Here is a 22,644-nt window from a genome sequence, read left to right as displayed (position 1 = left end):
GTCCCTTTCCTGGCGGGCCTGGGACTGTATTGCCCCCGGTGGTTGTCCCCGTGGTTGTCCCTCTGGGGGCCGTATGGGCCTGCAGACACCGCATTCTTCGTGGCTTCTCAGGTGTCCATCTTGCCATAACAGGTCCTCCCGCCGGAGGGCATGCGCGCAGGCGTTCAGGCGGCTTTCGCCAGGGGCTCCGCCATGCCGGCCTGGAGCAGCTGGGAGGCGCAGAGGGACGCGGCTAAGGAGGCGGCCACCAGCAGGCCCAGACGCACGCCGTCGAACACGGCGGCATCCCCAATGGCCCAGATTCCCGGGACGGAGGTGCGGAAGTCACGGCCGATGACGATCCCGCCCTGGCGGGCTGTCTTTAGCCCGGCGCTGACCGAGAGGGCGTCACGGGCCACCGGTTCCTCGGCCAGGACCACGAGGTCCCCGGCCATGCTGGAACCGTCCTCGAACACAATCCCGGCAGCCGTAAGGGCCGACCCGGCGAGGGTGGGAACGACGGCGGCCGGCCGCTGGGTCGTGCGGATGGGGCGGACACCGCGGGCGCGCAGCACGGCCTCGGCCTGGCCCGCGGCCGTTCCGGTGCCGACCAGGATGCCCAGCGGCCGCCGGCCAAGGACCCGCGTGACGTCCCTGACGGCCTCGCCCAGTCCGGCGGCGTCGTCGATCGTGGAGTAGTTCAGGCACCGGCCTTCCCCTGCCAGCGGTGCGCCCGCGGGGGAGGACCCGGTTGCGATGACCAGCTGGTCGTAGCTGAACTCCAGGCCGTCCGCCGTGGTGACATAGCGGCTGTCCGGGTCGACGTAGCTGGCCGGCTGGCCGAAGCGGACCGAGACCTGCGGGAGGGCGGCGAGTTCCAGGAGTTCCTCCGGGGCGTCATCCCGGTTGCTGAGCACCGTGATGCCGCCGGCGAACGGGGTCCGCGTGAGCTGGCGGACGAGGGCCTGCGCGGCGGGGCCGGCCCCGGCGATGACAATCCTGGGCCGGGTCTGGGAATCGGCGGAAACGGTGGGGGTGGCGGACATGGTGGGTCCCTTTCGCTGGTGGCCGGTGGTGTGGCCTGACTGCTTGTTGGTCCCCAGCGTAGGCGGCCGATTTTTCCGGCGTGTTTCCCCGGTGTTGCCGTACTTCCACGGCCCGTTCGCCAATGTTTACCGGCCAGTAATGTCGTGGGTCACACCCGGATCCGGTAGCCGCGCTTCACTACGGTTTCCACCAGCCGGCCGTCCGGCAGTGCGGAGCGCAGCCTGCTGACCGTCATGTCCAGGGCATGGACGGACCCGCGGAGTTCCAGCAGTTCGGACAGCGACTCCCGGGACAGCACGGCGCCGCCGGCGCCCAGCAGTGCCCGCAGCAGCAGCAGCGGTGCGGGGGCCAGCTCCACGGACTCGCCGTCGATCCGCAGCGAGCGGCCGCGGAGTTCCACCCGGCCGGACACGGTGTCCAGGCGGCGGACGTGGTTGAGGGCGAGGTGCTCCACCACGAGCCGGATCAGGGCACCCATCCGGAACCGCTCCGGGATCAGCGGCTGCAGTCCGGCATCGATGAGCGGCTGCGCGGTGATCGGGCCGACGACGGCGGTGGCCACCGTGGTCTTCAGGCTCTCCACGAGCTGCTTGTACAGGCCCATCTCGTGGGCGGTGCTCCACATCGCGTCCACCGCGGGGGCGCTGGTGAAGGTCAGTACGTCCAGGTTGCCGCTGCAGGCAGCCTCGATGAGCCGCGGCAGCCGGTCGGCGCCGTCGGGCTTGACCCAGCGGTACGGGGTGACCGTCAGGACCGTGGCCCCGGACATCCGGAGGCGTTCGAGCTGGCGGACGTCGGTGTAGCCGTGCAGCTGCACCGCGACGGTTTTGCCGCGCACCCCCTCGGCCAGGAGCATGTCCACCAGGGTGGCAGTGGTTTCGTCGCTGCTGATCCCGACGTCGGCGAGTCCGGCCGCGCGGACGGCGCCGCGGGCCTTGGGCCCGCGGACGAACATCCGGGTGTTGCCGAGGGTTTCCAGCAGCTGCTCGCCGATTCCGAAGGTGTCCGCGGCCTCGCACCAGCGCCGCATGCCGTAGGCGGTGGTGGCGATGCACAGTTCGGGGCGTGCGGCGATGATGGTGCGGGTGTCCTCGATCAGGCTCAGGTCCTCCTGCACGGGGGCGATCTTCAGGGCCGGCGCGTGCAGCACCTCGGCGCCGCGCCGCTCCAGGGCCTCGATCAGGTCCTGGGAACGGCGGTGCGAGGTCACGCCGATCCGGAAGCCCTCCAGCGGCAGCTCCACGGTCTGTGCCCCGGCCCCGGCCCCGGCCACGGCCTGCTCCGCGGTTTCCGGTTCCGGACCGGCGCCGGGCAGCCCGGCAGGGGCGATGGCGTTGAGCGCGCTCACGGCTTTCACGCCCCCATCAGGGACGCGGCGAGGCGGTCCAGTTCGGCTTCGGCTTCCGCGCAGCCGCGGTTGGCCTCGGCCACCCGGACGACGTCGCCGATCACCAGTACGGCCGGGTTGCTGCAGCCCGCAGCAGCCGTGGTGATGGTGCCCAGCTCGGCGATGGTGGTCCGCTGGCCGGGGCGGCAGCCGCGCTCGACGACGGCCATCGGCATGTCCGCGCGCATCCCCGCCCGGCGCAGCCCGGCGGCGAGCTGGTGCAGCGTGCCGATGCCCATCAGCACCACGATGGTCCCGCCCAGCCCGGCCAGGTGCATGTGCTCCTTTTCGGTCAGCGGGGCGTGGCCGGAGACGACGGTGAACATGTGGCTGACCTCGCGGTGCGTGACCGGGATCCCGGCCGCGGCCGGAACGGAAATGGCGCTCGTGACACCGGAGATCACGCGGACCGGGACACCGGCCTTCACGCAGGAGGCGACTTCCTCGCCGCCGCGGCCGAACACGTAGGGGTCGCCGCCCTTGAGCCGCACCACGTTTTTCCCGGCCAGGGCCGCTTCCACCATCAGCTCCTCGATGCCGGACTGGCTGACCTTGTGGTGGCCGGGGCGCTTGCCCACGTCCACCAGGTCGGCCGTGCTCAGTGCCGGCAGTTCCTGATAAGGGGCCAGCCGGTCGTAGAAGACGACGTCGGCGTCCCGCAGGGCCCCGATGGCGGCGACGGTCAGCAGCTCGGTGGTTCCGGGGCCGCCCCCGACCAGCGTGACGTGGCCGGCAGTGCCGGCGGCGGGTTCCACCGCGACCGGGATGCCGGTTTCCCGGCAGCGGTCCAGCAGCGCCGCCCAGCCGGGCTGGCCGTCGTCGACGGCGGCGACCAGGAAGGGGCGCTCGGGCAGGGGTCCGTCGTGGCGGGCACCACCGGGGCTGCTCAGCCGCGAAACGACGGCGCCGGCGGCCCGGTAGCGGCGGACGGCCTGCCGTGCGGCGGTGTCCGAACCGGTGACAAGGACTTCGCGTCCATTGAGATCGATGCTGAGCTGCATGATTATACCTCGTTCTTGTCGCTTGCACGGACCGGGATGGAAGAACCGATGACCACCGGCTGCCTGCCGGCCAGCGCCTTCTCCGCCGCTGTGGCGGGGCGCATCTGGCCGCGCTCGTCGGGGACGAAGGTGATGGAATCGTCCCTCTGGTCCGGGGCGTTGACGAACGAGCGGAACCGGCGCAGGCGCTCGGGGTCCTTCAACGTCTCGGCCCACTCGTCCACGTACGTGTCGACGTGCTTGGCCATGGCGGCCTCGAGTTCCGCGGCGATGCCGAGCGAATCCTTCACCACCACCTCCTCGACGTGCTTCAGGCCGCCGTCGAGCTCCTCCTGCCAGCGTGCGGTGCGCTGCAGCCGGTCCGCCGTGCGGATGTAGTACATCAGGTAGCGGTCGATGTACTTGAGCAGGGTGTCGTCGTCGAGGTCCTTGGCCAGCAGCTGGGCATGTGCCGGGGTGGCACCGCCGTTGCCGCCGACGTAAAGGTTCCAGCCGTCCGCGGTGGCGATGACGCCGACGTCCTTTCCGCGGGCTTCGGCGCATTCCCGGGCGCAGCCGGAGACACCCATCTTGAGCTTGTGCGGGCTGCGGAGGCCGCGGTAGCGCAGCTCCAGGTTGATGGCCATGGCGACGGCGTCCTGGACCCCGAAGCGGCACCAGGTGGACCCGACGCAGGACTTCACCGTGCGCAGCGACTTGCCGTAGGCTTGGCCGGACTCGAACCCGGCGTCGACCAGTTCCTTCCAGATTTCCGGGAGCTGCTCCAGCCGGGCGCCGAACATGTCGATCCGCTGGCCGCCGGTGATCTTGGTGTAGAGGCCGTACTTCTCGGCGACGGCGGCGATCACACCGAGCTTCTTCGGGGTGATCTCGCCGCCCGCGATCCGCGGGACCACCGAGTAGGTGCCGTCCTTTTGCATGTTGGCCAGCGCGCGGTCGTTGGTATCCTGCAGGGTGCCGCGGCCGGCGTCCAGGACGTAGGCGCTGTTCTGGCTGGCCAGGATGTTGGCGATGGTCGGCTTGCAGATGTCGCAGCCTGCGCCGGTGCCGTATTTGGCCATCACCTCCTCGAAGGAGGTCAGCTCGAGGACCCGGATGGTCTCGAAAAGTTCCTGGCGTGACAGCTCGATGTGCTCGCAGAGGGCCTTGGAGACCGCGACGCCGGACTTGGTCAGTTCGGTTTCGAGCAGCTTCTTGAGCATCGGCACACAGGAACCGCAGCTGGTCCCGGCGCGGGTGCAGCCCTTCAGTTCGCCGAGCTCCTGGACGGGGGCGTTGCCGTCGCAGGCCCCGCAGCCGTTGACGGTGTCACGGATGGTTCCGGCGGACACGTTGTTGCAGGAGCACAGGATGGCGTCGTCCGGGAGTTGGGTCTCCAAGACTTCGTCCCCGGCGTCGCCGCCGCCGGCCGCGGTGAGGTAGGCGCCGGGTTCGGCGGCCAGTTCGCGGCCCAGCATGGGGCGCAGGGAGGTGTACGGGGCGGCGTCGCCGACGAAGATGCCTCCCAGCAGGGTTTTGGCATCGTCCGTGGTGACGATCTTCTGGTACACGCCGCGGGCCGGGTCGGCGTAGACGATTTCCAGCGCGTGCTCGGTCCGGGCGAACGCGTCGCCGAAGCTGGCGACGTCGACGCCGGAGAGCTTGAGCTTGGTGGCGGTATCAAAGCCAGGGAAGGTCGCGTCGCCGCCGTGCAGCCGGTCCGCAACGATCTCCGCCATGGTGTTGGCGGGCGCCACCAGGCCCAGGCACATGCCGCCGAAGTTGGCGACCTCGCCGATCGCCCAGATGCCGGGGACCTGTGTTTCGCAGCCCTCGGTAATCACGACGCCGCCGCGCGGGCCGAGCTGGAACAGCGGAGCTGTGTCCTCCGGCGCCGTGCCCTCCGGTGCCGTGCCTTCGGCGGTGCCGTTGGCGGCGCGGAACAGCTCGTCGCGGGGCTTCACGCCGATCGCGACGATCACGAGGTCGGCGTCGATGATGCGGCCGTCGGCCATCAGCACGCCGGTGACCTGGCCGTCGTCGTCGGACAGGACTTCAGAGGGGAACACTCCGCCGTGGACGGTGAAGCCCTTGGCTTCGATCAGGCGGCCCAGGGCCTGCCCGGCGCCCTGGTCCAGCTGGGTGTTCATCAGCCAGGGGGAGCCGTTGATGACGATCGGGGTGGCGCCGAGCTGTTCGGTACCGGCCGCGGATTCCAGGCCCAGCAGGCCGCCGCCGATGGTGACGGCGTTGACCCTGCGGCCCAGCTTCTCCGTCAGTTCGGCGATGGCCTTGTTGATGGCCCAGACATCTTCCAGCGTGCGGTAGACGTGGGTCAGTTCGGATCCAGGGATCGGCAGGCGGGCGGCGTCGGAGCCGGTGGCGACGACCAGCTCGTCATAGGGGTACACGGTGCCGGCCGCGGTGGTCACGGCTTTGCCCGCGATGTCGATGCCGGTGACGCGCTCGCCGGTCTGCAGCGTCAGCGCCTCGTGGTCCCACATCGAGGCGGCACCCAGGGTGAGGTCGACGCCGGAGTCGGTGAGGGCCTTGCTCAGCGCGACGCGGTCGTAGGGGAGGTGCGCTTCCTCGGTGAGGACGGTGACGTTCCAGCCGTCGAGGCCCCGGGCGTGCATCGCGTCGGCGAAACGGTGGGCGGCAGGGCCGCCGCCGGCAACCACGATGCGGCGCGTAGCTGTGCTGCGCTCAGCATCCTGGTTCTGGGGGCTTGAAGTCTGTCCGGTCACGGTGGGCCTTTCGCAGGGACCGCAGTTAATGCACTGCGGCCTTCTCAAATCGAGGTGTTCATCCAGACTAGGCAAGCGCAGTTTCGCTTCAGTTTCCCTTATGTTTCGTGATCTTAACTTCTGCATCACGGACGCGTTTCCGGCGGTGTGAGGTCTCTTTTACCCGCCGGACATATTAATTGCACGCTGCTGTTACACCCCGGACCTAGCTTGGGTATGTGGCCGCAGTTGCGGCTGAGCCCGGGAGAGATGTACCAGAGAGGGGCCGGAATGACTGCCGTACTTGAGAGCGCAGCACGGAGCTTTGTTGAACACCCCAGCTATGGGACCGGCTGGCACCGCGTGTGCGCAGTGGAGGACCTGGAACCCGCCTGGGGCGAGGCCGCACTCATTGCGGGGCGCCAGGTGGCGTTGTTCCGCACAGGGTCCGGTGAGGTTTTTGCCGTCGCCCAGGAGGATCCGGCGACCGGGGCGCACGTGATGGCCCGGGGTATCACCGGGTCCCGCGGCTCGCGCCCGACGCTTGCCTCGCCGCTGCACAAAGAGGTCTACGACCTCGGAACGGGGGAGTGCCTGGGCTCGCCGGAACTCCGCCTCCCGACCTTCGGTACCCGGATTGTGGGCGGGTACATTGAGGTCGAGCTCTAGGGGCTGAGCCGCGAGGCGCTAGAGCCCCAGCGCCTCGCGGACGTCCGCGAGGACGCCGTCGAGCGCGGCACGCGCCTCGTGCCGCGCCGCGGGCAGTTCGGCGGCGGAGTCAACGCTGCGGATGACCTCCAGGTAGCACTTGAGCTTGGGCTCGGTTCCGCTGGGCCGGATGATGATGCGGCTGAGGTCCCGGGTCAGGTACAGCAGGCCGTCGGTGGGCGGCAGCTGTGCCGTGCCCACGGCGAGGTCGGTGATGGTTTCGACGGCGGAGCCGCCAAAGGATTCCGGCGGGCTGACGCGCAGCCGGTTCATCATGGCATCCAGCAGGCCCAGGTCAGCGACGCGGATGCTGAGCTGGTCGCTCGCATGCAGGCCGTGCACCAGGTACAGCTCGTCGAGCGTGTCAAAGATGGTCTTGCCTGCGGCCTTCGCAGCTGCCGCGAATTCGGCGATCAGCACCGCCGCGGAGATCCCGTCTTTGTCCCGGACCAGTGCGGGCGCGACGCAGTAACCCAGCGCCTCCTCGTAGCCGTAGAGGAGACCGGGAACGCGGGCGATCCACTTGAACCCGGTGAGGGTCTCCTCATGGGCGTAGCCCGCCGCCGCCGCGATCCGGGCCAGCAGCCGCGAGGACACGATCGAATTCGCGAACACCCCGGCTGTGGTTTCGCCGCTGCCGCTGCCGCTGCCCAGCCGCGCCACGACGTGCGCGCCGAGCAGGGCACCGACCTCGTCGCCGCGCAGCATGCGCCAGGCGCCGGTGTCGGGATCCTTCGCAGCAACCGCCGCGCGGTCGGCATCGGGATCGTTGGCGATCACAATGTCCGCATTCACCCGGGCGGCGGTTTCGAGGGCCAGGTCCAGGGCGCCGGGCTCCTCGGGGTTCGGGAAGTTCACCGTGGGGAAGTCGGGGTCCGGCTCGGCCTGCTCGCTGACCAGCGTGATGTCGGCGAAGCCCGCTGCGTGCAGGACCGCCACGGCGGTCCCGCCGCCCACGCCGTGCATGGGGGTCAGGACAATCTTGAGGTCGCGGGCCGGGAAGTGCTCCGGGTCGGCCAGGGCGGCGACGGCGGCTTCGTAGCCGGCGGCGATGGACGGGTCCAGCACGGTCCAGCCCTCCAGGGCCAGGGCGACGCCGGACAGCTCGCCGACGGCGCCGATCTTCGCCGCGATCAGCCCGTCGTAGGGCGCCACGATCTGCGCGCCGCGCCCGTTCTCCTCGACGGCGTGCCGGCCCAGGTAAACCTTGTAGCCGTTGTCCTGCGGCGGATTGTGGCTGGCGGTGACCATCACGCCGCCGTCGCACTCCAGTGCCCGCACCGCGTAGGCGAGCAGCGGGGTCGGCAGGGCGGCCGGCATCAGGAAGGTCTCGACGCCGCCAGCGGTGAGGACAGCGGCGGTTTCTTCCGCGAAGATCGCCGAGTTGTGGCGGGCGTCGTAGCCCACGACGGCGCGCGGCCGGATTCCAGGCGCGGCCTGCGCGACGGCGCCGGTCAGGAACGCCGTGAAGCCGGCGGCGGCGCGGCGGACCACCACGCGGTTCATCCGGTTCGGACCGGGGCCGAGGGGCGCCCGCAGGCCCGCAGTGCCGAACTGCAGGGTGCCGTTGAAGCTGTCGGTGAGTTCCTGCCGGGCCGACGCCGTGCCGTCGCCGGCGAGCCGGACCAGTTCGGTGAGGGTGGCGGCGGTGGCGGGATCCGGGTCCTGGGCGGCCCAGGTCCGGGCTTCGCTCAGCAGGCGGGTGAGTTCGGCATCGGGAGACGTCATAGGAACCAAACTAGTGCCAATCGCGGTGGATGCCTCCCCCGACAAGCGAGAGCCCGGCTTACGGATCGATCACAGCCGTCCCGCATGCCAGCCCTTGACAGGCAATTTTCCGGACACGTAGCGTCTGGAATATGAAGATGGGCCGTGGGGTGGAATGGGCTGTGCACAGTTGCGTCAACATGGCGTGGACACCGGCCGGTGAGGCTGTCAACAGTGCCCGGCTGGCGGAGTACTACAAGCTACCGGGCGCCTATCTGAACAAGCAGCTCCAGGCGCTGGTCCGCGCGGGCGTCCTGGGCTCCGTCTCAGGCCCGCGCGGCGGGTTCCACCTGGCCCGCAGGCCCGAAAACGTTACGGTGCTGGACATCGTCCTCGCACTGGAAGGCTCCGAGCCGGTGTTCCGCTGCGAGGGCGTCCTGGGCAATGTCCCGGATGCCGACACTGAACACAACTTCGTCCGGACCTGCCTGATCTCCCAGACCATGCGCCAGGCCGAACTCGCCTGGCGGCAGGCGCTGGCCCGGCAGACCATCGCCGGGATCGCCGATTCGATGGAACGGCGCTTCCCGCAGGACAAGGTGAAGGCCGTGCGCTACCTGGCGTCAGGGAGCTGAGCGCCCGAACCTGGGCTCAGAGCTTCGCGATGATCTCCGCGAGCAGCTTGGAGATCCGCGGGCCCGCGGCCTGGCCGGCCTCAAGGACTTCCTCATGGCTCAGCGGCACAGGGCTGATGCCCGCGGCAAGGTTGGTCACGAGCGAAATGCCGAAGACCTCCATGCCCGCGTGGCGGCCGGCGATGGCCTCGAGCGCGGTGGACATGCCCACCAGGGACGCGCCGATCCGCTTGGCGTACTGCACCTCGGCGGGGGTTTCGTAGTGCGGGCCGGTGAACTGGGCGTAGATGCCTTCGTCCAGCGAGGGATCGACTTCGCGGGCGAGGCCGCGGATCCGTGGGGAGTACAGGTCGGTGAGGTCCACGAAGGTGGCGCCCTCAAGCGGTGAGGTGGCGGTGAGGTTGATGTGGTCGCTGATCAGGACAGGGGTGCCGGGCGTCCAGTCCTCGTTGAGGCCGCCGCAGCCGTTGGTCAGGACCAGGGTCTTGCAGCCGGCCGCCGCGGCGGTGCGTACACCGTGGACGACGGCGCGCACGCCTTTGCCCTCGTAGTAGTGCGTGCGGGCGCCCAGGACGAGGGCGCGCCTGCCCTCCGTGGTCAGCACGGAGCGGATGGTGCCGACATGGCCCACCACGGAGGGGGAGGAGAAGCCCGGGACCTCGTCCGCGGACAGGGTGGCCGTGGTCTCGCCGATCAGGTCGGCGGCGTCGGCCCAGCCGGAGCCGAGCACGAGGGCGACGTCGTGCGCGTCGATTCCCGTCTCCTCGGCGATGTAGTCGGCGGCGGCGCGGGCGGCGTCGAAGGGGTCCGTGTTCAGGAATTCTGTTGTACTCACCGGTACAAGTTATCTTGCCGGCGGCGTGCTGCCCAGCACCGTGCCGGGCAACGGGTCCTGCCACCTGTTCCTGCATTCTGCCCGGTGTGATGCGGGCCCTGATTCTTGGTGGTGCCGGTCCGAATGGTGGACAATGGCTGATTGTGACTACGCATCCCGATTTCAGCTCACCCCGCATCGCAATCCTGGGCGGAGGGCCCGGCGGCTACGAAGCTGCCATGGTCGCCGCCTCCCTGGGCGCGACGGTCACCATCATCGAGCGGGCGGGGCTCGGCGGCTCCGCGGTGCTGACCGACGTCGTGCCCTCCAAGACCCTGATCGCGACGGCGGATCTGATGACCCGCGTCGGCGAGGCCGGCGAGCTTGGCGTCAAGTTCGACCTCGACGGCGGCGACTGCACCCCGACGATGCGCGCGGACCTCAAACACATCAACGACCGTCTGCTGCGGCTGGCCCGGCAGCAGTCCTCCGACATCCAGAAGGGCCTCGAGAACCAGGGCGTCCGGATCATCCTCGGCTCCGGAAAAATGCTGGACAGCCACACCATCGAGGTCCTCACCGCGGACGGCACCGAAATCGTCGAGGCGGACGCGATCCTGCTGGCCGTCGGTGCCCACCCGCGCGAGCTGCCCACCGCCCGCCCGGACGGCATCCGGATCCTGAACTGGGCGCAGATCTACAACATGGACGAGCTCCCCGAGGACCTGATCGTGGTGGGCTCCGGCGTGACCGGCGCCGAGTTCGCCTCCGCCTACAACGGCCTCGGGTCCAAAGTCACCCTGATTTCCAGCCGCGACCGCGTGCTGCCCGGCTCGGATGCCGATGCCGCCGAGGTCCTGGAGGGCGTCTTCGAACGCCGCGGCGTCAAGGTGTTGTCCCGCGCCCGCGCCGAGACCGTGGAGCGCACCGAGGACGGCGTCATCGTCACCCTCGGCGACGGCTCCAAGGTCACCGGCAGCCACTGCCTGGTCGCCGTCGGCTCCATCCCGAACACCGCCGGAATCGGCCTCGAGGAGGCCGGCGTGGCACTCACCGAGAGCGGCCACATCAAGGTCGACGGCGTCTCCCGCACCACCGCGCCGAACATCTACGCCGCCGGTGACTGCACCGGGGTGCTGGCGCTCGCGTCGGTGGCCGCGATGCAGGGCCGGATCGCGATCGCCCACTTCCTCGGTGACAGTGTGATGCCGCTGAAGCTGCACCAGGTCGCGTCCAACATCTTCACCTCGCCCGAGATCGCGAACGTGGGCGTCTCCGAGGCCGAGATCGAGTCCGGCAAGTACCAGGCGGACGTCATCAAGCTGTCCCTGCGCAGCAACGCCCGCGCCAAGATGCGCAACCACCGGGACGGCTTCGTCAAGATCTTCGCCCGCAAGGGCTCCGGCACCGTGATCGGCGGTGTTGTGGTGGGTCCGAACGCTTCCGAGCTGATCTTCGCCATCTCCCTCGCGGTCACCCAGAAACTGCACGTCGACGACGTCGCCAGCACCTTCACGGTGTACCCGTCACTGAGCGGCTCGATTTCCGAAGCGGCCCGGCGCCTGCACGTCCACATGTAGCCCGGGCGCCGCACACCAAAGCCGCGCAGCAAAAGGGTCCAACAGCCATCGCCGTTGGACCCTTTTGCTTGTCGCGGGCAGATCCGGGCGAATGTCCGCCGAACATTCGCCCGGATCTGCCCCCGATGCGCCGGCCTGGCCGCCGGAGGTTCCGCCGGGGGAGAGGAAGGCAGGAACCGGCGGAGGCTTCTGCCCGTTCCTGCCTACCGTCTTCAGCTTAGAACGGGTACGGGGCGATGTCCGGGCGCACCGTGAGCCACTGGATTTCCGTGAAGGACTCCATGTTGGCGTGGTGCCCGCCGATCCGGGAGCCGTTGCCGGAGTTCTTGGTGCCGCCGAACGGTGAGTTCGCCTCGTCGGACACTGTTTGTTCGTTGATGTGGACCTTCCCTGAGTCCAGCTGGTCGGCGATGGTCATGGCCATGCCCACATCGCCCAGGATGCCGATCGAGAGCCCGTATTCATTGCCGTTGGCGAGGGCCACGGCTTCCTCCACGGTGGAGAACTTCATCACCGGGGCCACGGGGCCGAAGATCTCGTCCTTCCACGCGGGGCTGGCCGCGTCGAGGTCGGCGAGCACGGTGGGCTGGTAGAACCTGCCGTCGTGGGTTCCGCCGGCGGCCAGCCGGGCCCCGCCCTGCAAGGCGTCCTGGACGATCGAATCGACCCGGTGCAGCTGCTTCTCGTCGATGATCGGGCCCAGCGCCACGGTTCCGCTCTTCGGATCTCCGACGGGAAGATGCGCGGCCTTCTCCGCCAGGGCGCTGACATAGTCGTCATAGATGTCCTCATGGACGATGTGGCGCCCGGCGGCCATGCAGATCTGGCCCTGGTGCATGAAGGAGCCGAACGCCGCGGCGGAGGCGGCCTTGGGCAGGTCCGCGCCCGGCAGCACAATGAGCGCGTTGTTGCCGCCGAGTTCCAGGTGCGCGCGTTTGAGCAGCCGCCCGGCGGCCTCGCCGATCTTCCGCCCGGCCGCCGTCGAGCCGGTGAAGGCGATGACGGCGACCTCGGGGGCCTCGACGACGGCGGCGCCGATGTCGGCTCCGCCGGGCAGCAGCGCGAGGAGCCCGGGAGGCAGTCCGGCCTCCTCGAAGATCCGGACCAGGGTGACCCCGCCGCAGACGGCGGTGCGGGGATCCGGCTTAAGCAGCACGGCGTTGCCGAGGGCCAGTGCCGGGGCGACGGCCCGGATGGAGAGGATCAGCGGGAAGTTGAACGGCGCAATCACGGACACGACGCCGACCGGACGCCGGCGGGCGAAGGACCAGCGGTTTTCGTTCGAGGTGAGGACGTCCCCGGCCGGGAGGGAGGGCAAAGCCGAGGCGTCGTAGCATTCGTTGGCCGCAATGTGCGTTTCCAGGCCTGCCTTGGGCCCAATGCCGCCGGACTCGCGCACGATCCAGTCCTGGATCTCGGCGGCGTGCTCCTCCCAGAGCATCCCGGCGCGGCGCAGCACGGCGGCGCGGTCCTCGGGGTTGAGTTTCGCCCAGGCCTTTTGGGCGGCGGCCGCTGTTGTGGCGGCTTCGCGGACGTCGTCGACGGAGGCGAGGCCGTAGCTGCCCAGCGATTGGCCGGTGGCGGGCTCGACGGCGTCGGCCGTCCCGCCGCCTCCCGGGCGCCAGCCGTTGAGGTAGATCTTGCCCTCCCAGAGGGAGGCGTCAAGCAGGGACATGTCCTGTCCTTTCATCGTGGGGGAAACGTCGTACCGCACCGACCAGCCGACTGTGAACCGGACCGGGGCCTTTGTATATCACATGCCGCTGGGCCCGGGCCGTCAAGAGAGCGGTGCCGTTTCGAGACGGCGGGGCGTTCGGCCCTACCTCTCCACCCCGCCGCGCGCACACACTGGGACATGGCCAGGATCTACATCCCCTACGGAACCATTGAAGGACAGACAGCCCAGATCGCGGAGTACATTTCCGAGCTGATCCGGGCCCACGGCCACCAGGCAGAAACGGCGGACCTCAAACACTCCGGGCCCACCCTGCCGGGCGGCTGCGACGGCGTCATCGTGGCGGCGTCGGTGCACATGGGGAAGCATGAGGGCTACGTCACGGACTTCGTGAAGAAGAACCGCGGGGAGCTTGAGCGTCTCCCGTCCGCCCTCATCTCGGTCAGCCTGGCCGCCCACGGGGACGGGGAAAACGCCGAGAGCTACGTCGCGAAGTTCGAGGAGGAGACCGGCTGGCATCCTGACCATGTCGGGATGTTCGGCGGCGCGCTGCTGTACACCCACTACAACTTCCTCAAACGCCAGCTGATGAAGAAGATCACCAGGGACAAGGGGTCCCCTGACCTGGATACGTCCCGCGATTACGTCTACACCGAGTGGGACGGCGTCCAGCGGTTCGCCGAGGACTTCCTGGCCGGACTGGCTGCCCCGTCCAGTTAGGAACAGGAACAGCGGCAGTCCAGTCAGGAACAGGCATACGGCTCAGGAGCAGGCGTAGGGCGGGACCGTGTCCCCGGCGCCGAACGGCGTGAACCAGTGCTCGAAGCCCAGCCTGTCGGCGTCGTCCTCGAGCACGTCGAGGCTGTCCGAGTAGAGGGCTTCACTGTCGGCGTCCTCCAGCAGGACTTCCTCCACCTGTGCCCGCCAGTTCTCCGGGAGGTCGAGTTCGTAGATGTCCTCGGTGATCTCCGCCTGATCGAGCAGGCAGCGGACGGCGAGTTCGGCGGCGAGGCATCCGGGGGCCGCCCAGCCGCGCGCCAGGGACGCGGTGACGTCGGAGGCGACCACGATGAGTTTCTGGGTGAATTTCGGGTCGTAGCTGGACGCGAACTGGGGCGGCAGTGAGGACAGCACCGAGGTCCCGGCGATGTCGGTCGGGGTGGTGGACTCCAGCCGGCTCAGGGTTCCCAGATCGCGGAAAAGCTGGTCGATGAGGATGCTCGATGAATTCCACAACAGCCCGGCCAGCAGGCGCGTCTGGCTCACCGCTTTTTGGCGTTCCTTCGGCGAGACGGCGGCCATTTCCGCCAGGTCTTCCGGATCGAACTGGAGCCGCTGATCCGGGGTCATGTCATCCGGGTGGGGATCGAGGCCCAGCAGTTCGAGGCTCAGCCCGGTCAGCTTGCCGGCGTCAGCCAGGAGTTCTTCAGTGATGTCGTCGTCGTCGGCGCTCATGGCCCCGATGCTACCCGCCATCCGCTCCCGGCCCGATTCGCGTTACGCACACGTGTGCGGCCGGATCAGGCCGCGGCCGCCCGGATATTCCCCGACGCCGAACTGCCCCGCGCCATCCGGGCGGACACGAGATAGACGATCCCGGCGATCAAGGGGACCACGCTGGCGGCGGTGAGGGACGCGACCGGCCCCGACCTGCCGATGACCGTGATGAGCAGCGGCAGCACACCGAGTGACACGAGCAGCCAGCCGGCCACGGCGGTCCGTTTCAGACCGAGCACGGCGGCCGGGAACGCCAGGGCGACGACGCTGACGGCGATCACGGGTCCGTTGTCGCTGATGAAGCTGCGCAGGGCTGCGGGATCGAAGGCGAGCCAGACGCAGGCTGCGATAAAGGCAGACGTGAGGGCGATCAGCAGGGGAGCGGTCGGGGCCGGCCAGAACCAGGCCGCGACCGCAAGGACGAGCATCGGCAGCACCCAGGCGAGGGTCATCAACAGGCCGGTATTTCCTCCCGGATCCGACATCGCGTAGCCCCCGATGAAGACTCCCCCGAGCACGGTGAACACCGCCATGATGGCCGCACCGGTCCATTTCAGCGCTGTGGCCCGGCGCAGCGGATCCTTCTCTCGTGCGAAGACAATTCCCAGCACGACGGCGACCACAATGATCGCGCCGAGGGCAAGGATGATGGGGATGTTCACGGGGTGCCTCCTGCGGATGTGCCGGTTCTGGTTTCAGTACACGCCGGCAGGAGGGGCGGGCCAAGGGGAGAAAGGCCCGGGAATTGTCGGCATAGGAGCCAATTACTGCCGTTGATGGATAAACACCGGTACTATGACGAGCGACGCCTACTGGGGGCGGCATCATTGGGGGGAACCATGACGCTTCGGCCGAGCCGTCTCATCGGCCAATATCCACCGGGGACAGGCTTCCAAAACGGAAGGCGTCCAGGCCTGCGCTGCGGCCCCAGCCCCGCAGTTCACCGGTGACGACGGCGCGGTCCAGTTCGGCCCGCGCTGACCTTCACCCTGCATGACGGCTGCTGACCTTGCAGCCGGCTCAACGTCCCAAACCTCAAGGAGATCCACATGTCCTACGCACCGCAACAGCAGTACGCCGCCCATCCCGCCGGACCGGTGCCCCTGTCGGCGCCCCTGTACGGCGCATCCTTCGGGGAGGCAGTGTCCAGGTTCTTTAAGAAGTACTCGACGTTCACGGGCCGGGCCAGCCGTAGTGAGTACTGGTGGTGGGCGCTCGTCTCCGGCCTGGTATCGATGATCCTGAACTTCGGCATGCTCGCCGCAGGCGTGCCCGGCGCGAAAATCGCCGCCGACGGCACCAGCGTGCCCGGCCCCGGCTACATCATCGTGTTGATCCTGGCAGTCATCTGGTTTGCCGCGGTCATCGTCCCGTCCCTGGCCCTGATGGTCAGGCGGCTCCATGATGCGAACTTCAGTGGCTGGATGGCACTGCTCGGCCTCGTCCCGTTCGTCGGCGGCATTATCCTGATCGTCTTCACCGTCATGGAGTCCAAGCCGGCCGGCCAGCGCTTCGACGCACCCGGCCTGTAGACCGGCTGCCGGACGCACCCTGAACCGGCACGAACCACCAACAAGAAGGCCCCGCTGTAGTGACAGCGGGGCCTTCTTTCTTTGCCGGAATCCCGTCCGGTGTCCACGCAGAGTCTCTGCCGACAGCTACGGTGAGGGCCGCGGCCCCGTGCCGTCGTTCCTCCGCCGGGTCCGGCGCACCGTCCAGAGGACGATAAGCGTCCTTATGACAACGATGACGGCGGTCATCACCAGCATCGCCAGGAGTACCATCACGTGCCATCCCTCAAGCCTCATCGGTTCCCCATTCCCGTTCGGATGCCTTTGAGCATTATTGCTCTTACTGGACGGTGATCTTGATTCCTGCGACCGCCCCGGTCCAGGCACCGGTGGGGTCGTGGCGGGTCAGGTGGGCGCTGACGTACCCCTTCTGCAGTTGGACGACGCGCGACTGGGCACCTGAGCAATCGACGTCGAACACCACGTGCTCAGTGCCGCCCTTGGTGTCCTGGGAGAGGGACATCTGGGCATCAGGGGTGCCCACGCACGCCGTGGTGACAGTGTGGGGACCGGCAGTCATGACGGTTGCCGCTTTGCTGAAGCCCACCCCGGGCCCGTCGGCCGGGCCGGAGTCGGCGAGCAGCACAGACCCTGGGGCCCCCGAAAGGCGCTTTTCGAGTTCGGCATAGTTCCGGGTTTCCGCGGCCAGGATGTCCGGGCCCTTGGACGGGACGGAAGGCGCGGGCCGGCGGCTTTGCCCGGCCGCCGTCGGCTGCGGATCCCCGCTGCCCTCAGGATCCCCGCTGCCCTCATAGGCGCAGGCGGCCACACCGACGGCCAACACCATTCCAACCATAAGCGCCGCAGCACAGCGGACCGTTCTTGTTCCCCCAGGACCAGACATGGGCCGAGTCTACGGCCCGTCCCCGGAATGGCAAGTCATCCCGACCTGGCGGGGCAGGGGACGGGCAGTCGCGGGCGGCAGGTGAAGTTATCGGCCGAACGGTAGCCGTAGAACGGACGTTTCACGCCACGCCAACGTCAGGCCACGGCCCCCTGAAAGTGCTTTTCAATGAGTCCTTTAATGTCGTCATGGCAGCCGCCGCATCCTGTCCCGGCTCGGGTGGCGCCGGAGACCTCGGCCACCGTCCCGCAGCCGCCAGCCACCGCAGCAGCAATCCTCGTCCCGCTCACGCCGGCGCACCGGCAGACGGTCCGCTCGGGATCAACAGCCCCGGCTGCGGCCGCCTGGTCCGGTCCGTCAAGGCGCAGCAGCAGGGACCTGTCCGCGGGGAGCTCGGCGCCCCGCTCGAAAAGCTGCACCAGTTCGGCCGCGGTGCGGGGCATGCCCACCGCCACGAGGCCTTCGAGCACTCCGGCCCGGGTGGTCATCTTCACGTACCGGCCGTGCTCGGGATCGGCCCACTGCGCGATCTGCAGCCGGGCCCGGCCGTTCACGGCCCCGGCGGTCAGGGCCTCCTCATCCCACGGGTCGGCAGAAACATCCCCGGCCACGGCCATGTTCATGCCGCGGGCCTTGAGCACCACTACACCGGGAAGTTCGGCCGGCAGCGCCGGAAGAGCCTCAGCCTCCTGCGTCCCGGACGCCAGCAGCGTCAGGTACCCGGCGAGCCATTCGGCCTGCCGCCAGCCCGGGCCGACCAGTCCGGACGGGCCGCGTGCCGTGCGGCACTGAAGGCATTCCGGGTCGGGGCAGCGGACCTCGGCGCAGTCGCCGATTGCAAAGATGTGCGGCTCGTGGTGCGCCCGGAGCTTGTGGTCCACCAGGATCCCGGCCGCTGTCGACAGGCCGCAGCCTTCGGCGAGCTCGGTCCGCGGCCGGACGCCGCAGGAGAGCACCAGCAGGTCGCCGTCGATCGCGGACCCGTCGTCCAGCAGCAGCGCCGAGAAGCCGCCGCCGAGAGCGTTGTGTTCCACACCAGTCGAGCGCGCGTTGCCGGCCACCCGCACGCCGCAGTTCCGCAACGACGCCGCGAGCACTGCGCCGCCGCCACGGTCGATGTTGCGGCCCAGCGGATGCGGACCGTTGTGCACCACCGTGACCGTGGCGCCTTCCTCCGCCGCGGCGAGGGCCGTCTCCAGGCCCAGCACGCCGCCGCCCAGCACCACCACGCGCTTGCCGCCGGCCACTGCTGCCTGCAGCACCGAGGCATCGCGCAGGTCCCGGAGCGCGGTGACACCCAAGGGCAGCACGGGCGCGGCCGGGTCCGGGTTGAGCCCGGTCAGGTTGGGGATCACCGGGCGGGAGCCGGTGGCGAAGACCAGCCGGTCGTAGCCGGGGGAGCCGCCGTCGCTGAGGATCAGCTGCTGCCGGGCGCGGTCCACACGGCGGACGCGGACTCCCAGCCGGACGTCGACGCCGTCGGCAATCAGCGCGGCGGCGTCGGACAGTGCCAGGGCCGGCGCCGTGGTCCGGCCGACGCCGAGATCCGCCACGAGCACTCGGTTGTACGCGGCCTCGGGCTCCTCCCCGATCACCGTCAGGTGCGCGAGTCCTGTGCGGACTGCCGGCAGCAGTTCGTCGACCAGCCGCGCGGCGACCGGCCCGAAGCCCACCACAACAATGCGTTCAGTCATGACGCACCTTCCTTCTGCAGTTCTTTGGCGCGGAGATTGGCAGCGCCGGGCCGGACCCAGACCTGGGTGAACTTGAACTCCGGCATCCCGGAGATCGGGTCGGTGGCCGCCTCCGTGAGACGGTTGGCGCTCTCCAGCTCCGGGAAGTGGAACGGCAGGAACACCGTTTCGGGCCGGATGTCCGTGCTCAGCTCGGCACGGCAGGACACCTCGCCGCGCCCGTTGGAAATGGAGACGGCGTCGCCCTCGGCGATGCCCTGAGCAGCGGCCGCCGCCGGGTGGATCTGCAGCCGGGCCTCCGGCTGGGCCTCGGCCAGCGCGGCCACCCGCCGGGTCTGGGCGCCGGACTGGTAGTGCTCCATCAGCCGCCCGGTAATCAGTGTCATGGCCCTGCCGTCATGACCGGTGCCGGCCGGGTACGCAGTGGACACAGCGTCGGCGGAAGCCGAAGAAACAGCACGACGGCGGGGTGTCACCGGGGTGAACACAGCCCGCCCGTCCGTGTGGGCAAAGGAGTCCAGGAAGAGCCGCGGGGTCCCGGTGCTGCCGGCGGGGTAGGGCCAGTAGGCGGCTTCGCCGCGGTCCAGCATGGCGTAGTCGATCCCGGAGTAATCGGCCAGGCCGCCGGAGGACGCGAGCCGCAGTTCCTCGAAGACGGTCTCCGGGTCTTCGCTGAACGTCGAGGGTGCATCCAGCAGTTCGGCCAGCCGGGTCATGATCCACAGTTCGCTGCGCACCCCGGGCGGGGGAGCGATCGCCCGGCGGCGGCGGAGCACCCGGCCCTCCAGGTTGGTCAGGGTCCCTTCCTCCTCGGCCCACTGGGTAACCGGCAGGACCAGGTCCGCCTCCGCGGCGGTCTCGGAGAGGAAGAAGTCGCAGACCACCAGGAAGTCCAGGCTCCGCAGGCCGGCGATCACGGCGTTGGCGTCCGGCGCGGACACCGCCACATTGGCGCCGTGTACGAAGAGGCAGCGGACGCCGCCGGGCTGTCCCAGGGATTTCAGGAGCTGCACGGCGGGCAGGCCCGGGCCGGGAATGAGCGATTCCGGGACGCCCCAGACGGAGGCCATGTGGGCGCGGGCGGCGGGGTCGGTGATCTTGCGGTAGCCGGGGAGCTGGTCCGCCTTCTGGCCGTGTTCGCGGCCGCCCTGGCCGTTGCCCTGGCCGGTGAGCGTGCCGTAGCCGCTGCGGGGGGATCCGGGCAGGCCCAGCAGCAGCGAGAGGTTGATGGCGGCGGTGGCGGTGTCCGTGCCGTCGACGTGCTGTTCCACGCCGCGGCCGGTGAGGATGTAGCTGCCGCCGTTTCGGGAGCCGTCGGCGAGCCGGCGCGCCGTGTCGCGGATCAGTCCGGCCGGGACGCCGGTGAGGGACTGCACGCGTTCGGGCCAGTACGAGGCAACGCTGCGGACCAGGGAGTCGTAGCCGACGGTGCGGGCCGCGATATAGCCGGCGTCGGCCAGGCCCTCGTGGATCACGACATGGGCGAGGCCCAGCAGCAGGGCGAGGTCGGTGCCGGGCAGCGGCTGCAGATGCAGGCCGCCGCCGTCGGAGGTGAACGCCGCGGTGGCTGAACGGCGGGGGTCCACCACGATCAGTCCGCCGGCGTCGCGGGCGCCCTGCAGGTGCTGCACAAACGGCGGCATGGTGTCGGCGACGTTGGAGCCGAGCATCAGGATGGTGCTGGCGGAATCCAGGTCCTCCAGCGGGAACGGCAGGCCGCGGTCCAGTCCGAAGGCGCGCATCCCGGCGGCCGCGGCGGAGGACATGCAGAACCGGCCGTTGTAGTCGATCCGCGACGTGCCCAGGGCCAGCCGGGCGAACTTGCCCAGCTGGTAGGCCTTCTCGTTGGTGAGACCGCCGCCGCCGAAGACTCCGACGGCGTCCGCCCCGTAGCGGGTGCGGGTGGACGTCACCGCGCTGGTCACCAGCGCCAGGGCCTCCTCCCAGCCGATCGGGCGGTGGACGCCGTCGGCGCCTTTGAATAGAGGTTCGGTCACGCGGCCGGGGTGGTTCAACAGCGACGCCGAGGTCCAGCCTTTGCGGCAGAGCCCGCCGCGGTTGGTGGGGAAGTCGCGGCCGGACACCGCGAGAAGCGCGTCAGGGAGGCCGGTGCCGGCGGCCGGCTGCTCCGGCACGGGGCCCGACCCCGGCCGCGGAGCCGGGCTCAAAGCCGCTGGGGTGCTGAGCGTCATGGCGCACTGCAGGGCGCAGTAGGGGCAGTGCGTGGCGGCGCCGTTGGTCATGTTAGACGTGTCCCATCGCGTTTCGGTTGGCGTTGCGGATATAGCAGAACCAGCACACGGCCAGCATCAGGACATAGGATCCGACGAAGCCGTAGAACGCGGGGGCGTACGAGCCGCTGGCGGTATTCGAGGCGTTGAGTACCTGGGGGATGACGAAGCCGCCGTAGGCGCCGATGGCCGAGATCAGGCCCAGTGCCGAGGAGGCCAGCCGCTGGGTGGCCACGGTGCTGGCGCCCGCCCTTGCTGCCCGGCTGGAGGTGGCGAAGATGATCGGGATCATCCGGTACGTTGCACCGTTGCCAAAGCCGCTGGCGGTGAAGAGCAGCAGGAACAGGCCCAGGAAGAGCCAGAAGTTCTTCAGCGGCAGGGTCCAGACCATGGTGAGGGTGATGACGGCCATCGCGCCGAACGCTGCGACGGTCATCCGGGCGCCGCCCATGCGGTCCGCCATGCGTCCGCCGTAGGGGCGGGCCAGCGAGCCGACCAGCGGGCCCAGGAATGCGAGGGACAGGGCCACGGTGCCGACGCCGATGGAGGAGAACGCCGGGAAGTAGTCCTTGATGAGCTTGGGGAACACGCCGGCGAAGCCGATGAACGAGCCGAAGGTGCCGATGTACAGCAGTGCCATGATCCACAGGTGCGGTTCCTTGAGCGCGGCGAGTGAGCCCGCGACGTCGCCCTTGGCGCTGGTGAGGTTGTCCATGTACTTCCAGGCGCCGAACGCGGCGAGCAGGATCAGCGGGACCCACATGAGTCCGGCGACCGGCAGGTTCACGGTGCCGGCGGCCAACAGGGTGATCGCAATCGGAACGGCAAGCTGTGCGACGGCGGCGCCGAGGTTTCCGCCGGCGGCGTTCAGGCCCAGCGCCCAGCCCTTTTCACGGGCCGGGTAGAAGAAGGTGATGTTGGCCATCGAGCTGGCGAAGTTGCCGCCGCCGAAGCCCGCCAGCGCCGCCACGAACAGCATGGTGCCGAACCGGGTCTCCGGGTTGGAGACGCACATGGCCAGCCCGGTCGAGGGGATCAGCAGCAGCAGGGCCGAGACGATGGTCCAGTTGCGGCCGCCGAAGCGGGGGACCATAAAGGTGTAGGGAATGCGCAGCGTGGCGCCGACCAGGCTGGGCATCGAGATCAGCCAGAAGATTTCCGAGGTGGTGAAGGTGAAGCCGGCCGCGGGAAGCTGGACGACCACAATCGACCACAGCTGCCAGACCACGAATCCCAGGAACTCCGCGAAGATGGACCAGTTCAGGTTGCGCTTGGCAATGGAGCGGCCCTGGGACTCCCACTGGTCCTTGTTCTCGGCATCCCAGTGGGCGATCCAGCGGCCGGGACGGAACTCCAGGGCGGTGCCGCCGAGGGTGGTGCCGGCGTCGATTCGGGGGGAAAGGCCGGGGGAAACGCCGGCTTCGGCGCTCGCAGTTCGTTCAGCAGTCACGGGGACCTCCTTTGGGGATGTTGTCCTTCCAAAGTAGGGAAGCCGCGTTTCCGGGACCCTCGCCGTTTGTTAACGTGCTGTGACGTTTGCCTATCGGCGCGTTTGTGGCGGCGTGAGGG

The 22,644-nt window shown here is 69.3% G+C and carries 19 protein-coding genes; 5 read left to right on the top strand and 14 right to left on the bottom strand.

The features are described 5' to 3' along the window. Positions 1–164 precede the first annotated feature (164 nt). The 4 genes from QCD75_RS12145 to nirB all read right to left on the bottom strand — a co-directional run bounded on the left by QCD75_RS12145 (position 165) and on the right by nirB (position 6,140). Complete coding sequence (locus QCD75_RS12145) at positions 165–1,025, bottom strand: FAD-dependent oxidoreductase (RefSeq protein WP_301228903.1); 861 nt, start codon at positions 1,023–1,025, stop codon at positions 165–167. A 149-nt stretch (positions 1,026–1,174) separates the two neighbouring features. Further along, entirely contained in the window at positions 1,175–2,374 is a 1,200-nt protein-coding gene (locus QCD75_RS12140) for a uroporphyrinogen-III synthase (protein WP_441005479.1), read from the bottom strand. A 5-nt stretch (positions 2,375–2,379) separates the two neighbouring features. After that, positions 2,380–3,414, bottom strand: a complete 1,035-nt coding sequence (cobA, locus tag QCD75_RS12135) for a uroporphyrinogen-III C-methyltransferase (RefSeq protein ID WP_301228902.1) — start codon at positions 3,412–3,414, stop codon at positions 2,380–2,382. A 2-nt stretch (positions 3,415–3,416) separates the two neighbouring features. Beyond that, positions 3,417–6,140, bottom strand: a complete 2,724-nt coding sequence (gene nirB, locus QCD75_RS12130) for a nitrite reductase large subunit NirB (RefSeq protein WP_301228900.1) — start codon at positions 6,138–6,140, stop codon at positions 3,417–3,419. A gap of 270 nt (positions 6,141–6,410) precedes the next feature. On the opposite strand from nirB, the gene nirD reads away from it, so the two are divergent. Next, complete coding sequence (gene nirD, locus QCD75_RS12125; protein ID WP_301228898.1) at positions 6,411–6,788, top strand: nitrite reductase small subunit NirD; 378 nt, start codon at positions 6,411–6,413, stop codon at positions 6,786–6,788. Between the two features lie 18 nt (positions 6,789–6,806). Here nirD and QCD75_RS12120 read toward each other — a convergent pair whose 3' ends face one another. Then, the gene (locus QCD75_RS12120) at positions 6,807–8,555 is read right to left on the bottom strand and encodes a phospho-sugar mutase (protein WP_301228896.1); all 1,749 of its coding nucleotides are present in this window, start codon (positions 8,553–8,555) and stop codon (positions 6,807–6,809) included. Positions 8,556–8,686: 131 nt separating this feature from the next. On the opposite strand from QCD75_RS12120, the gene QCD75_RS12115 reads away from it, so the two are divergent. Next, positions 8,687–9,169: an RrF2 family transcriptional regulator gene (locus QCD75_RS12115; protein WP_301228894.1), complete on the top strand. Its 483-nt coding sequence runs from the start codon at positions 8,687–8,689 to the stop codon at positions 9,167–9,169. Positions 9,170–9,185: 16 nt separating this feature from the next. Here QCD75_RS12115 and QCD75_RS12110 read toward each other — a convergent pair whose 3' ends face one another. Next, positions 9,186–10,004, bottom strand: coding sequence for a purine-nucleoside phosphorylase (locus QCD75_RS12110; protein ID WP_301228892.1), 819 nt, complete (start codon positions 10,002–10,004; stop codon positions 9,186–9,188). A 143-nt stretch (positions 10,005–10,147) separates the two neighbouring features. Here QCD75_RS12110 and QCD75_RS12105 point away from each other — a divergent pair, with 143 nt between their 5' ends. Beyond that, on the top strand, positions 10,148–11,563 hold the full coding sequence (locus QCD75_RS12105) for an NAD(P)H-quinone dehydrogenase (protein ID WP_301228890.1): 1,416 nt from the start codon (positions 10,148–10,150) through the stop codon (positions 11,561–11,563). Between the two features lie 217 nt (positions 11,564–11,780). Here QCD75_RS12105 and QCD75_RS12100 read toward each other — a convergent pair whose 3' ends face one another. Next, positions 11,781–13,238, bottom strand: coding sequence for an aldehyde dehydrogenase family protein (locus QCD75_RS12100; protein ID WP_301228888.1), 1,458 nt, complete (start codon positions 13,236–13,238; stop codon positions 11,781–11,783). 180 nt (positions 13,239–13,418) lie between these two features. Here QCD75_RS12100 and QCD75_RS12095 point away from each other — a divergent pair, with 180 nt between their 5' ends. Then, positions 13,419–13,958, top strand: coding sequence for a flavodoxin domain-containing protein (locus QCD75_RS12095; RefSeq protein ID WP_301228886.1), 540 nt, complete (start codon positions 13,419–13,421; stop codon positions 13,956–13,958). A gap of 42 nt (positions 13,959–14,000) precedes the next feature. On the opposite strand, the gene QCD75_RS12090 is transcribed toward QCD75_RS12095, so the two are convergent. Both QCD75_RS12090 and QCD75_RS12085 read right to left on the bottom strand, forming a co-directional pair. Beyond that, positions 14,001–14,693, bottom strand: a complete 693-nt coding sequence (locus QCD75_RS12090) for a hypothetical protein (RefSeq protein ID WP_301228884.1) — start codon at positions 14,691–14,693, stop codon at positions 14,001–14,003. A 65-nt stretch (positions 14,694–14,758) separates the two neighbouring features. Then, entirely contained in the window at positions 14,759–15,397 is a 639-nt protein-coding gene (locus QCD75_RS12085; protein WP_301228883.1) for a hypothetical protein, read from the bottom strand. A gap of 387 nt (positions 15,398–15,784) precedes the next feature. Between QCD75_RS12085 and QCD75_RS12080 the strand changes: the two genes are divergently transcribed. After that, positions 15,785–16,267 (top strand): DUF805 domain-containing protein, encoded by a 483-nt coding sequence (locus QCD75_RS12080; RefSeq protein ID WP_301228882.1) that lies wholly within the window; start codon positions 15,785–15,787, stop codon positions 16,265–16,267. A gap of 126 nt (positions 16,268–16,393) precedes the next feature. On the opposite strand, the gene QCD75_RS12075 is transcribed toward QCD75_RS12080, so the two are convergent. From QCD75_RS12075 to QCD75_RS12055, 5 genes are all read right to left on the bottom strand, one after another. Continuing rightward, on the bottom strand, positions 16,394–16,522 hold the full coding sequence (locus QCD75_RS12075; protein WP_301228880.1) for a hypothetical protein: 129 nt from the start codon (positions 16,520–16,522) through the stop codon (positions 16,394–16,396). Between the two features lie 64 nt (positions 16,523–16,586). After that, positions 16,587–17,150: a hypothetical protein gene (locus tag QCD75_RS12070; RefSeq protein ID WP_301228878.1), complete on the bottom strand. Its 564-nt coding sequence runs from the start codon at positions 17,148–17,150 to the stop codon at positions 16,587–16,589. Between the two features lie 137 nt (positions 17,151–17,287). Beyond that, positions 17,288–18,844: an FAD-dependent oxidoreductase gene (locus QCD75_RS12065; protein WP_301228876.1), complete on the bottom strand. Its 1,557-nt coding sequence runs from the start codon at positions 18,842–18,844 to the stop codon at positions 17,288–17,290. Beyond that, positions 18,841–21,087, bottom strand: a complete 2,247-nt coding sequence (locus QCD75_RS12060; protein ID WP_301228874.1) for a molybdopterin oxidoreductase family protein — start codon at positions 21,085–21,087, stop codon at positions 18,841–18,843. The genes QCD75_RS12065 and QCD75_RS12060 overlap by 4 nt, the downstream gene beginning before the upstream one ends. Position 21,088: 1 nt before the next feature. Further along, positions 21,089–22,525, bottom strand: coding sequence for an MFS transporter (locus tag QCD75_RS12055; protein WP_441005477.1), 1,437 nt, complete (start codon positions 22,523–22,525; stop codon positions 21,089–21,091). Positions 22,526–22,644 lie beyond the last annotated feature (119 nt).

Origin of the sequence: Arthrobacter sp. PsM3, from assembly GCF_030433895.1 — a bacterium.
In the GTDB taxonomy this organism is placed as follows: Bacteria; Actinomycetota; Actinomycetes; order Actinomycetales; family Micrococcaceae; genus Arthrobacter.
Note: the sequence above shows the minus strand (reverse complement) of the source record. Positions and strands in the feature narration are given on the sequence as shown.

Excerpts from the sequence above, each read along its gene's own strand:
- QCD75_RS12090 (WP_301228884.1), bottom strand. The coding sequence starts at position 14,693 with ATGAGCGCCGACGACGACGACATCACTGAAGAACTCCTGGCTGACGCC.
- QCD75_RS12100 (WP_301228888.1), bottom strand. The coding sequence starts at position 13,238 with ATGTCCCTGCTTGACGCCTCCCTCTGGGAGGGCAAGATCTACCTCAAC.
- nirD (WP_301228898.1), top strand. The coding sequence starts at position 6,411 with ATGACTGCCGTACTTGAGAGCGCAGCACGGAGCTTTGTTGAACACCCC.
- cobA (WP_301228902.1), bottom strand. The coding sequence starts at position 3,414 with ATGCAGCTCAGCATCGATCTCAATGGACGCGAAGTCCTTGTCACCGGT.
- QCD75_RS12065 (WP_301228876.1), bottom strand. The coding sequence starts at position 18,844 with ATGACTGAACGCATTGTTGTGGTGGGCTTCGGGCCGGTCGCCGCGCGG.
- QCD75_RS12070 (WP_301228878.1), bottom strand. The coding sequence starts at position 17,150 with ATGTCTGGTCCTGGGGGAACAAGAACGGTCCGCTGTGCTGCGGCGCTT.
- QCD75_RS12080 (WP_301228882.1), top strand. The coding sequence starts at position 15,785 with ATGTCCTACGCACCGCAACAGCAGTACGCCGCCCATCCCGCCGGACCG.
- QCD75_RS12145 (WP_301228903.1), bottom strand. The coding sequence starts at position 1,025 with ATGTCCGCCACCCCCACCGTTTCCGCCGATTCCCAGACCCGGCCCAGG.
- QCD75_RS12115 (WP_301228894.1), top strand. The coding sequence starts at position 8,687 with ATGAAGATGGGCCGTGGGGTGGAATGGGCTGTGCACAGTTGCGTCAAC.
- QCD75_RS12060 (WP_301228874.1), bottom strand. The coding sequence starts at position 21,087 with ATGACCAACGGCGCCGCCACGCACTGCCCCTACTGCGCCCTGCAGTGC.
- QCD75_RS12095 (WP_301228886.1), top strand. The coding sequence starts at position 13,419 with ATGGCCAGGATCTACATCCCCTACGGAACCATTGAAGGACAGACAGCC.
- QCD75_RS12120 (WP_301228896.1), bottom strand. The coding sequence starts at position 8,555 with ATGACGTCTCCCGATGCCGAACTCACCCGCCTGCTGAGCGAAGCCCGG.